Here is an 11,293-nt window from a genome sequence, read left to right as displayed (position 1 = left end):
TCAGGGTAGCCATCAATTATATTGTGGGCATGCTTTCAATCGTCACCTTAATCTCAGGCCGCGGATCTAATTTCGAGGCTATTGTTAAAACTGCTCAAAAAGAGCAGTGGCCAGTCAAATTTACTGGGGTCATCGCAAACCATTCTGAGGCTAAGGGCCTTGATTTTGCTCGCTCTCAGGGCATTCCAGCGTTTATCATAGAGCACAAAGAACATACAAGCCGCGAATCCTTTGATGCTGCCCTAATCCAGCAAATTGATAGTTTAGGAGCTGATTTAGTGGTTTTGGCTGGGTTTATGAGAATCCTCACTCCAGGGTTTATTCATCATTTTAAGGGTCGACTGATCAATATTCATCCAGCGCTCTTGCCGGCATTCCCGGGTTTGCATACTCATGAGCGGGTTTTAGAGGCTAGGGTTCAAGAGCATGGTGCTACGGTCCACTTTGTCACTGAAGGTGTGGATGATGGCCCGATTATTTGTCAGGCCTCCGTTCCTGTGCTGTCAGGGGACGATGCAGATACTTTAGCAGCACGTGTTTTAGCTGCTGAACATCAGATTTATCCGCGGGCCGTAAAATGGTTTCTTGATGGACGATTGCGAATAGAAGGTAATCAAGTGAAGTTACAACCCCCAGAGTCGCAATTTTTTAAATTATGAGTACCGAGCGCCCTTTAAGAAAATCTACCAGTGGTTCAAGAACTGGCAACAGGTTAGCCCCTCATAAAAGTTATGCAGCAAAAACGAAAGACCCACTGCGTCGTCCTGAAAGACGTAATGCCAGTGGCAATTTAATTGCGCCTGAAGGTCAAAAGAATTTTTCTAATGCCAAGGCTCTGCCGCAACATGCGATTCATTTAGAGCGCTTATTGCCAGAGTTACTTACTTTTGAGCAACCAGCTGATCGCGTTGTCAGTCGCTACTTTCGCGCTGAACCGCAATTAGGAAATCGTGATCGTGCTTTGATTGCTGAGAGTGCATTTGCGATTTTGCGTCGTAAAAATGAATTCTCCCAATTTGCCTCAAGCGGTGAAGGATCTCAGGCTAGACGCTTAGCCCTATTGGGTTTGCTGTCTGCCCTCTCGGAGGGCGGCCTAGGTTCTGCTAATCGAGCAGAAAGTGCCATTGCGGATTTAGCGCATGTATTGAAGGCCGGTGAATATGAATGGTTACAACGTTTTTCTAAAGTGGATCCAACTGCTTTAAATCCCTTGGTACGCAATAATTTACCGGAGTGGTTGTGGGATGCATTTGGAAAATATCCTGGTGAAGAAACGCGTGAAGAGCTAGCTAAATCATTAATGCATCCTGCGCTTTTGGATTTACGTGCAAATACTATGAAAACCAATCGCGAAGAATTACTGGCGCAAATGAATGCCTTGGGTGGTCGTTACCAAGCGATACCTACACCTTACGCACCTGACGGTGTGCGCATTATGGGTAAGCCAGCACTGCAAAATACCGCAGGCTTTAAAGCGGGAATGTTTGAGGTGCAAGATGAAGGTAGCCAACTCTTAGCCTATTTGCTCGCCCCAAAGCGCGGTGAGATGGTGGTGGATTTTTGTGCGGGCGCTGGCGGTAAGACCTTGGCGATTGGAGCCTTAATGCGCTCCACAGGGCGTTTGTACGCCTTAGACACATCTGAGCGTCGTTTAGCCAACTTAAAGCCAAGACAAGCCCGGAGCGGACTCTCAAACGTGCATCCTGTCTGGATTGATAGTGAGAATGACAGCAAGATCAAACGCTTGGCCGGAAAAATCGATCGCGTGCTGGTAGATGCCCCTTGTAGTGGTATGGGTACTTTGCGTCGCAATCCAGACCTGAAGTGGCGCCAAACGCCAACTGGCGTGCTAGAGCTCAATGTTAAGCAGATCAATATTTTGACCTCTGCAGCCCGTTTATTAAAGCCGGGCGGCCGTCTGGTCTATGCCACTTGCAGTCTTTTACCCCAAGAGAATCAAGGAATTGCGGAAGCTTTCTTGGCAAATCACCCTGAATTTGAGGTGGTTCCAGCAGCAGAGGTATTGCAGCCACTCTTTCCAAAAGACAAATTGCCCTTAGGATGCAGCCCAGACAATCCTTGGTGGCAGCTATGGCCCCATATTCATGGGACAGATGGCTTTTTTGGAGCCGTATTTCAAAAGAAGGCCCCATTAAAAATCTTAAGCCCTGAAAAAGATGGGGAAAAAGAGATCAAGGTCAAAACCAAGAAAGCCCTTAAAGAACTAAAATAGAGTTTTAGAACTTTAGGGCATCACTTTTGAATTTATCAGCAAACACCGGCTTTGACTCTTTTCTTCATTGGCTTGCCAATGGTTATTTAGACTGGTCTTGGTGGCAAATCACCATTTTCACTCTCGTTGTGACCCACATTACGATTGCTGCAGTCACGATTTTCTTGCATCGCTGCCAAGCACACCGTGCTTTGGATCTACATCCAATTGTTTCTCATTTTTTCCGTTTTTGGCTTTGGTTAACAACCGGCATGGTGACAAAAGAGTGGACTTCTATTCATCGTAAGCATCATGCTAAATGCGAGACCGTGGATGATCCCCATAGCCCACAAATATTGGGTATTAAAACTCTGTTGACTCGGGGTGCTGAGCTTTATAAAAAAGAGGCAGGCAATCTAGAAACGCTTGAGAAGTTTGGTCACGGCACTCCAGATGATTGGCTCGAGCGCAATATTTATTCCAAGTTCTCCTGGCAGGGCGTTGGCCTGATGCTCATTATTGATGTCTTTTTATTCGGCGGCATTGGTTTAACGGTATGGGCAGTACAAATGTTATGGATTCCGATTACTGCTGCCGGTGTGATTAATGGGATTGGACACTTTTGGGGTTATCGCAATTACGATTGTGAAGATGCCTCAACCAATATTATTCCCTGGGGAATTTTGATTGGCGGCGAAGAGCTGCACAACAATCATCATACCTTTGCTACCAGCGCTAAGCTCTCCAATAAATGGTATGAGTTTGATATTGGTTGGCTCTATATTCAGATGATGAGTGCAGTAGGTTTGGCCAAGGTGAAGAAGACGCAACCAAAGCCAGTGCTAAGTGACTTGCGCCCAGCAGATCAAAACACCCTTGAAGCCATCATCGCTAATCGTTATGAAATTATGGCCCGCTATAGCAAAACTTTGCGCAACTACTTCAGCAATGAAGCTCAGCATATGCAAGTTTTAGCAGTGCATTTAAAAGATGCGCGTACCTGGTTAGCGAAAGATGAAGCTCGCTTAAGTAGCGATGAGAAGGCTAAGCTTGAGGAATTGATGGCAAGCAACGCGCAGCTTCGCAAGATGATTGAAATGCGTCGTGACTTACATGCGATCTGGGGTCGCTCTAACTCTACTAGGGAGCAGCTAGTATCCCAGTTGCATGCATGGTGCCAACGCGCTGAAGATAGTGGCTTAGCAAGCCTGCGTGAGTTCTCATTAAGATTGCGTCGATACGCTTAAGTAACACTTAGTTAATTCAGTAAAAGGATTTTGTCTTTGGCAATCTGAAGGCAATAAAAAACCCGCTGATGTAGCGGGTTTTTTATTTACTTGAAGTAAGGATTGCTTGAGTTCTTACTTCAGCTTTGTTTCTTTGTAAGCAACGTGCTTGCGAATAGTAGGATCGAACTTCATGATCTCCATTTTTTCAGGCTTTGTACGCTTATTTTTTGAAGTTGTGTAAAAGTGACCAGTACCAGCTGATGACTCTAACTTGATTTTTTCTCTGCCGCCTTTAGCCATTTGTGCGCTCCTTAAATTTCACCACGAGCACGTAGATCAGACAACACGGCATCGATGCCATTCTTGTCGATAACGCGCAAACCAGCATTGGTTAAGCGCAAGCTAATCCAACGGTTTTCAGATTCAACCCAGAAACGACGATTTTGCAAATTAGGCAAAAAGCGACGCTTTGTTTTATTGTTTGCATGGGATACATTGTTGCCAACCATCGGCTTCTTCCCAGTGACTTGGCAAACTTTTGCCATGGCTTACTCCATTAATTGCGAAAAGAGAAGATTGTATCAGTCTCGACCTATTTTGGGCTAGTCCTAAATGGCTTTGCCAAAGGGAATTGTTCGCTAGAATCCCTCTAGAGATCTGAGATAGCTTAATAAGTTAGTGTTTACTCTCATTATTAATCAATTTTCATAAGCCCCGCATCGGAAAATGAGAAAAAACCAGTGCCACTAACAATGCAATGATCCAGCAGTGGAATATCGACCAGCTGGAGTGCTTTGATGAGGGTCTTGGTTAGATCTTGATCAGATTCACTCGGAAGTGGGTTTCCGCTAGGGTGGTTATGGGCTACAACAAGTGCACTGGCATTTCTGGCCAAGGCCTCTTTCAGGATCTCCCGAGGATAAACCGCGGTATGGGTAATTGAGCCCCTAAAGAGCTCCTGGCATTCAATCAGATGAAAGCGGGAGTCAAGGTATAGGCATAAGAAAACCTCATGGGGGAGGGCCCCTATTTTGGCTTGCAGGAACTCTCGTACCTGGCTGGGGGAAGAAAAAACCGAGTCCTGGGCGAGTCTTTCTTCAAGACTGCGTTTGACGAGCTCGTAGGCCGCCTGTATTTGGGACCATTTTGATAATCCCATGCCATGAACTTGAATAAATTCTTCTGGGCTACAAGCGAGCAGTCGAGGGAGGTTGCCAAATTGACGTAATAAATCTTCAGCCAAAGAAACAGCACTTTTGCCTTTAACCCCAACGCGCAAAAAGATGGCCAGTAGCTCAGCATCAGAAAGGGCTCTAGCCCCATAAAGGCGAAGCTTTTCTCGTGGTTGCTCGTTCTTGGGCCACTCTGGAATCGGAGAATGTACGTTCGTCGTGGGCCTCGATACAATTAGCCTATGTCCAAGCTTACTGTTTTGCCTAATTCCTATTTGACCCTCAACTATCGGCTTACTTTGCCTAGCGGGGATGATTACATCAACACTTTTGTCGATCGTCCTGCGACGGTTCTGATGGGATCTGGACAATTTGCTCCTTGCTTTGAAAAGGTGTTGTTGGGCTTGGGTGTAGGCGAGAAACGAAGCGCGCTCTTACCGCCAGAAGAAAGTTTTGGTGATCGCAAGGAAGATTTGGTTCAGTGGGTTTCCTTGAAAGCACTTAGAGAAGGTCGTGATGAGGATACGAAATTTCATCCTGGTGATGTAATTGAATTTAATGCTCCTGGAGGCGCTCAATATGCAGGTGTTTTGCAATCGATTGATGATGAAGGCGCATGGTTCGATTTCAATCACCCCTTGGCTGGAAGGCCGGTTACTTTTGAAGCAGAAATCGTTGCTATTCTTTAAGACATGACTAAACAAAACCTTTCCGATAGCTCTGAAATTTTGATGGCACAACCGCGTGGCTTTTGCGCTGGCGTGGATCGCGCAATTAATATCGTGAATGAAGCGCTGAATCGTTTTGGTGCGCCAATCTACGTACGCCATGAGATTGTGCACAACGCTTATGTAGTCAATGAATTGCGTGAACGTGGCGCCGTATTTGTGGAACATTTGCATGAAGTTCCCAAAGGGGGGATTGTGGTGTTTAGTGCCCATGGTGTTTCGCAAGATGTTCGTAAAGAAGCGAAAGAGCGAGGTTTGCAGGTATACGATGCAACTTGTCCCTTGGTTACCAAAGTGCACCTTGAGGTAGTCAAGATGTGTAAGGATGGCTTCATAGTGCTGATGATTGGTCATGCCGGTCATCCAGAAGTTGAAGGGACAATGGGGCAGGTGAAAGAAGGCGTCTTCCTGATTGAAAAAGCGGAAGATTTAGAGCATTTAAATTTTGCAAACGAAAAAAAGATAGCCTTTGTTACCCAGACTACGCTCTCTGTAGATGAGACCAAAGAGATTGTTGAAGCACTAACAAAAAAATTCCCCAATATTGTCCAACCTCGTAAACAAGATATTTGCTATGCCACCCAGAATCGACAAGATGCTGTGAAATTTATGGCACCACAAGTAGAAGTGGTCATTGTGGTTGGTAGTGCGGCGAGCTCTAACTCCAATCGCTTGAGGGAGCTCTCTGAAAAGTTAGGAGTTCCTTCCTACATGGTTGATGCTCCGGATCAATTAAAGCCGGAGTGGTTTGTAGGCAAAAAACGAATCGGCCTAACTGCGGGAGCCTCAGCCCCAGAGACACTAGCGCAGTCTATCGTAGAGCGCATCCAAGAATTTGGACCGCGTCAGATCCGGGCACTACCAGGTATTGTAGAAGACGTTACTTTTTCTTTGCCCAAAAACCTAGTTGACTAAATTTATTAAGCTACTTGCTTGAGTAATTCGCGCAAGATATTGCACATCTGACGAATCTCATCATCGCTCACATTTAATGCAGGCATAAAGCGCAATAAGTTTGGTCTTGGTGAATTGATCAGCAATCCTTCTGGGGTGCGTTCCCGTGCTAGCTCAACCAGTTTTCCGCCTACATCTTTACTGAGCATCAGGGCGCGCAGTAAACCTTCACCACGCTCACCTTCAAGATTAAACTCCGCAGAAAGGGTGAGGAGCTCAGACTTTAGTAACTCCCCTTTTCTTTTTACTTCCCCTAAAAAACCAGGGGCTAAGAGTTGTTCGATAACACTAATACCTACCGCAGTCATTAGTGGGTTACCGCTGTATGTTCCACCTTGATCACCAGGGACAAAGCAGGCTACAGCATCCGTTGCCAAGAGGGCTGCTAATGGGACGCCACCACCAATGCCTTTGCCTAAAGTCATGATGTCAGGCTCAATACCGTAATGTTGGTAAGCAAATAAAGTGCCAGTACGCCCACAGCCAGCCTGCACTTCATCAACGATGAGGAGGATGTTGTTCTCCCTAGTGAATGCGCGCAACTCACGCATAAATTCTGGAGCAGCAGGAATGACGCCACCTTCCCCTTGCACGGGCTCAATCATGATGGCAACAGTTTTATCGCTGACTAACTTCTTGACTGAATCTAAATCGTTTAAATCTGCCTTCGGAAATCCTGCAACCTGGGGTGCAAACATGGTATCCCAACCCGGCTTTCCAGAAGCACTCATGGTGGCTAATGTACGTCCATGAAAGCTGTGATCAAACGTAATGATTTCAAAGGCGCCAGATTTATTGAGTTGACCCCATTTACGTGCCAACTTAATCGCACCCTCATTCGCTTCAGCGCCGCTGTTAGCAAAAAAGACTTTATTGAAGCAACTATTTTGTGTGAGCAGATCCGATAAACGAATCATGGGTTCGTTATAAAACGCAGGACTTGGATTGATGAGTTTTTTTGCTTGCGCATTTAAAGCATCTATCATCCCGGCATTGCTATGACCCAAGCAATTTACAGCCCAGCCCTGTAAGAAATCTAAATAGCGTTTGCCATTGTTATCCCTTAGCCATGAGCCATTACCTTCGACCATAATGACTTCTGGTCTTGGGGTAATAAACATGACTGAATGGGTGTCGATGGCTTGGGCTGGCTTGTTCATGTTAATTTCGGGTTATCAGTACAAAAAGTGTTTCTATTATCTCGCTTTATAGGATTTAGTTTGTAGCTAAATCAGCAGCACTGGTAAAGGAATCTGCAAAGAATTCTTCTTCAGGAAGATGACATTGCGATGAAAAATCCTCACGAGCTGCATTGACCATTACTGGGGCGCCACAGGCATATACCTGGAAGTCCTTTAGGCTAGGATGGTCAGCCATCACAGCTTGGTGAACAAAGCCAGTACGCCCCTGCCAGGAGTCTTCTGCCAAGGCATCTGAAATCACTGGAATATATTTGAAGTTAGGGATGTCCTTAGCCCAGGCCATGCATAAGTTATCGAGATAGAGATCGTTTGGGCGACGTCCACCCCAATAAAGATGAATCGGCCTCTCGATCTTCTTAGCTCGCATTTGTTCGATGATGGATTTGATTGGGGCAAAGCCAGTACCTGCGGCTACAAAGATGATGGGTTTTTTGGAGTCTTCTCTCAAAAAGAAGCTGCCCATCGGACCTTCAAAGCGCAGGATATCTTTTTCTTTTAATGCAGGCGTAGCAGCACCAAAGACAAAGTCAGTAAAGATGCCGCCAGGCAAATGGCGAATGTGTAACTCGAGAGGACCTTCTTGTTCGGGAGCATTGGCAATAGAGTAAGCGCGACGTTGCCCATCTTTTAACAGAAACTCTAAATATTGACCTGCTAAAAACTGGAAGCGCTCAGATGCTGGGAGTTGCAGCTGCAAAATAGCCACATCACTGCTGGGCTTAAGGATGCTATTCACACGACAGGGCACTTTCCGGGTGGCAATATCACCAGCACCCTGAACTTCACGGGCCTCGATTAATAAATCAGATTGAGGGTGAGCGCAGCAAAATAAAGTATTACCGGCAGTTTCATCGGCACTGCTCAGCGCATTCGCACTATGCTGCCCATGGGTGACCTGTCCCTCAAGGACTTTGCCTTTACAAGACCCACAGGCACCATTCTTACAGCCATAGGGTAAATTAATGCCTTGACGCAGGGCTGCTTCCAGAAGAGTTTCTTCCTGTTGAACAGTAAATTGTTTGCCGCTCGTTTTGAGCGTGACCTGGTAAGACACTCTCATTCCTCTCAATAAATCGTTACGATGTTATCTATGCAATCTTTTGGTAAACCTCGAATCCTGATTATTGGCTGCGGCGATATTGGCCTGCGAGTTGCTAGGCAGCTTGCACGGAGCTATCGGGTCTTTGCTTTAACTTCTTCGCAAAGTCGCTTTCAGGAATTGAGGGAGGTTGGCGCGACTCCTATTTTGGGTAATTTGGATCAGCCTGAATCTTTATGGCGGCTGCCTGGATTAGCGCAAACCGTGATTCATTTAGCTCCACCCCAAAACTCTGGAAATCGTGATTGCCGAACCCGCAACCTTCTCCGAATTTTAGCCCAAGCTCCTAATGTCGTCAGGCGGCTGATCTATATCAGCACAACAGGGGTCTATGGGGATCAAGGAGGCGCCCCAGTCAGTGAGACCACCCCCGTTAAACCGCAGAGTGAGCGGGCCCAAAGAAGGGTGGATGCTGAGCGTGCTTTACGTTTATGGGCGCCTGCCCATGGGGTTGCGCTCACCATATTACGAGTCCCCGGTATTTATGCGTTTGACCGTTTGCCACTTGAGCGCTTGAACTCTAAGACACCTGCTTTGCTGCCAGAGGAGGATGCTTACTCAAATCATATTCAAAGCGATGACCTTGCCAGATTGGTTTGTGCTGCGGTGTATCACGGCAAACCACAACGTGTGATTAACGCATGTGATGGTGGCAAAACTAAAATGGGTGACTACTTCGATGAAGTGGCCGATGCTTTTGGTTTGGAAAGACCACCCAGATTGCCGGCAAGTCAATTAGAAAAAATAGTCAGCCCAATGCTCTGGTCATTTATGCGCGAGTCTAGGCAGGTGACTAATGCTCGATTGGCTGAATTAAAAACGCCGCTACGCTATCCCAGCGTTGCTCACTTTTTGAAAACTATTTCCAAGAATCCTTAAGGCCAACCGTTCGATTAAAGACGGGTTTACCTGGCGTTGAATCTATCTGATCTGCAATAAAGTAACCGTGCCGCTCAAACTGAAAGCGATCTTCAGCTTTGACATCTTTCATGCAGGGCTCTAGATAGGCTGAGATTGTTTGCTTGGAGTCGGCATTGATTGCATCTAAGAAATTCTTATCGCCACTATCTGGGTGTGGATCGATGAAGAGATGATCATAAAGGCGCACTTGAGCAGGAATAGCCTCAGCAGCGCTAATCCAGTGAATATTACCTTTGACTTTATAGTTGTTTGAGCCAGGCGTACCGCTCTTGCTGTCTGGGAAATGGGTGACATTGACTTGAGTGACATTGCCATTGGCATCAGTCTCAAAGCCAGTGCACTCGACAACAAAGCCATGACGTAAGCGAACGCGACTGCCTGGCTGATCACCGATTGGCGGGTACAGGCGGAAGAAACCTTTGACAGGTTCTTGCATAAAATCATCCGCCTCAATCCAGAGTTCTTTAGTGAAATTAAACTCCCGATTACCCCATTCTGGATGCTGCGGATGGCGAGGTGCAGAGCAAGGTTCGCTTGCTGTCACATCAAAATTGTCAACAATGAGCTTGAGGGGTTTGAGAACTGCAGTAGCACGAGGTGCCCTCACTTCTAAATCATCGCGCAAAGCCTGATCTAGTGTGCTCATATCAATCCAGCTATCTGCCTTAGAAACGCCAATGCGTTCGCAGAACAGGCGGATGCTTTCAGGGGTATAGCCGCGACGACGAATGCCAACAATCGTTGGCATTCGGGGATCATCCCAGCCTTCAACATGCTTTTCTTCAACCAATTGCAAGAGCTTACGCTTGCTAGTGATGGTGTAAGTCAGATTAAGGCGTGCGAATTCATATTGGCGAGGCACTGGATCCTTAAAGACACCTAGTTCTTTTAGAGAATTAACAATCCAGTCATAGAGCGGGCGATTATTTTCAAACTCGAGCGTACAGATCGAGTGAGAGACATTTTCTAATGCGTCTGAAATGCAATGGGTGAAATCGTATAAAGGATAGATGCACCATTTATTGCCTGTTCGGTGGTGATCGGTATGGCGAATACGATAAACCACGGGATCACGCATCACGATATTAGGATGCGCCATATCAATCTTTAGACGCAGAACATGTTCACCATCTTTAAATTTCCCATCGCGCATATCGCGAAAGAGTTGAAGATTTTCTGCAGGACTACGATCACGATAGGGGCTATTTATACCCGCTTGACCAAAGTTACCGCGATTGGTATGAATGTCATCTGCACTTTGACTATCCACATAAGCCTTACCGTTTTCAATAAGAATTTCGGCAAAGGCATAGAGTTGATCAAAATAGTCACTCGCGTGATAGAGATGTGTGCCCCAGTCAAACCCCAGCCACTTCACCGCATCCAAAATACTATCGGCGTATTCAACATCCTCTTTTACGGGATTGGTGTCGTCTAAACGCATATTGCAGCGAGCACCACCAGCTTGCTCGTTGTAATCTGCCGCCAAACCAAAGTTCAGACAAATACTTTTGGCATGACCAATATGTAGATATCCATTAGGTTCAGGTGGAAAGCGCGTAATGATGGATGGAATAGCTTGCCCAGCCATATTCGTGCGCTGATTAAATGCAGCACTGGCTAAGTCATGATCAATGATCTGACGTAAAAAATTCGATGGCTCGGTCGTGGGAGCGACTGTTTTGGAGGATTTGCTATCTTGGGACATAGCGTCATTGTAGAGAAAAGCCCCAAGCCATAAAGAAAAAGCCCGCAAACTGCTGCGGGCTCGTTCTT

At 46.3% G+C, this 11,293-nt stretch carries 12 protein-coding genes; 6 read left to right on the top strand and 6 right to left on the bottom strand.

What is annotated here, in order from left to right:
- The first annotated feature begins 29 nt into the window (after positions 1–29).
- Genes purN through ICN38_RS10775 form a run of 3 tightly spaced genes read left to right on the top strand, consistent with a single transcriptional unit; the run spans position 30 to position 3,459 of the window.
- On the top strand, positions 30–659 hold the full coding sequence (gene purN, locus ICN38_RS10785) for a phosphoribosylglycinamide formyltransferase (protein ID WP_216257102.1): 630 nt from the start codon (positions 30–32) through the stop codon (positions 657–659).
- On the top strand, positions 656–2,233 hold the full coding sequence (locus ICN38_RS10780; protein WP_216257101.1) for an RsmB/NOP family class I SAM-dependent RNA methyltransferase: 1,578 nt from the start codon (positions 656–658) through the stop codon (positions 2,231–2,233). The genes purN and ICN38_RS10780 overlap by 4 nt, the downstream gene beginning before the upstream one ends.
- A 26-nt stretch (positions 2,234–2,259) precedes the next feature.
- Positions 2,260–3,459, top strand: a complete 1,200-nt coding sequence (locus tag ICN38_RS10775) for a fatty acid desaturase (protein ID WP_216257100.1) — start codon at positions 2,260–2,262, stop codon at positions 3,457–3,459.
- 114 nt (positions 3,460–3,573) lie between these two features.
- Here the strand turns inward: ICN38_RS10775 and rpmG are convergent, their stop codons facing one another.
- The 3 genes from rpmG to radC form a co-directional block, all read right to left on the bottom strand.
- Positions 3,574–3,741, bottom strand: coding sequence for a 50S ribosomal protein L33 (rpmG, locus tag ICN38_RS10770; protein WP_015421876.1), 168 nt, complete (start codon positions 3,739–3,741; stop codon positions 3,574–3,576).
- A gap of 11 nt (positions 3,742–3,752) precedes the next feature.
- On the bottom strand, positions 3,753–3,986 hold the full coding sequence (gene rpmB, locus ICN38_RS10765) for a 50S ribosomal protein L28 (RefSeq protein WP_011903570.1): 234 nt from the start codon (positions 3,984–3,986) through the stop codon (positions 3,753–3,755).
- Positions 3,987–4,135: 149 nt separating this feature from the next.
- Positions 4,136–4,813 carry a DNA repair protein RadC gene (gene radC / locus ICN38_RS10760; protein ID WP_216257196.1) on the bottom strand — a complete coding sequence of 226 codons (678 nt, stop codon included), beginning with the start codon at positions 4,811–4,813 and terminating at the stop codon, positions 4,136–4,138.
- Between the two features lie 42 nt (positions 4,814–4,855).
- On the opposite strand from radC, the gene ICN38_RS10755 reads away from it, so the two are divergent.
- Both ICN38_RS10755 and ispH read left to right on the top strand, forming a co-directional pair.
- Positions 4,856–5,302, top strand: a complete 447-nt coding sequence (locus ICN38_RS10755) for a peptidylprolyl isomerase (protein WP_216257099.1) — start codon at positions 4,856–4,858, stop codon at positions 5,300–5,302.
- Positions 5,303–5,305: 3 nt separating this feature from the next.
- Positions 5,306–6,256, top strand: coding sequence for a 4-hydroxy-3-methylbut-2-enyl diphosphate reductase (ispH, locus tag ICN38_RS10750; RefSeq protein ID WP_216257098.1), 951 nt, complete (start codon positions 5,306–5,308; stop codon positions 6,254–6,256).
- 5 nt (positions 6,257–6,261) lie between these two features.
- On the opposite strand, the gene ICN38_RS10745 is transcribed toward ispH, so the two are convergent.
- Entirely contained in the window at positions 6,262–7,455 is a 1,194-nt protein-coding gene (locus ICN38_RS10745; RefSeq protein ID WP_216257097.1) for an acetylornithine transaminase, read from the bottom strand.
- Between the two features lie 55 nt (positions 7,456–7,510).
- Positions 7,511–8,551 carry a 2Fe-2S iron-sulfur cluster-binding protein gene (locus ICN38_RS10740; RefSeq protein ID WP_216257195.1) on the bottom strand — a complete coding sequence of 347 codons (1,041 nt, stop codon included), beginning with the start codon at positions 8,549–8,551 and terminating at the stop codon, positions 7,511–7,513.
- A 27-nt stretch (positions 8,552–8,578) separates the two neighbouring features.
- Here ICN38_RS10740 and ICN38_RS10735 point away from each other — a divergent pair, with 27 nt between their 5' ends.
- On the top strand, positions 8,579–9,475 hold the full coding sequence (locus ICN38_RS10735; protein WP_255562827.1) for an SDR family oxidoreductase: 897 nt from the start codon (positions 8,579–8,581) through the stop codon (positions 9,473–9,475).
- Here ICN38_RS10735 and ICN38_RS10730 read toward each other — a convergent pair.
- Positions 9,456–11,225: a glutamine--tRNA ligase/YqeY domain fusion protein gene (locus ICN38_RS10730; protein ID WP_216257096.1), complete on the bottom strand. Its 1,770-nt coding sequence runs from the start codon at positions 11,223–11,225 to the stop codon at positions 9,456–9,458. The genes ICN38_RS10735 and ICN38_RS10730 overlap by 20 nt on opposite strands.
- Positions 11,226–11,293: the final 68 nt, after the last annotated feature.

Source organism: Polynucleobacter sp. AP-Melu-500A-A1 (assembly GCF_018882125.1).
In the GTDB taxonomy this organism is placed as follows: domain Bacteria; phylum Pseudomonadota; class Gammaproteobacteria; order Burkholderiales; family Burkholderiaceae; genus Polynucleobacter.
This window is presented reverse-complemented; position numbering and strand designations above follow the sequence as displayed.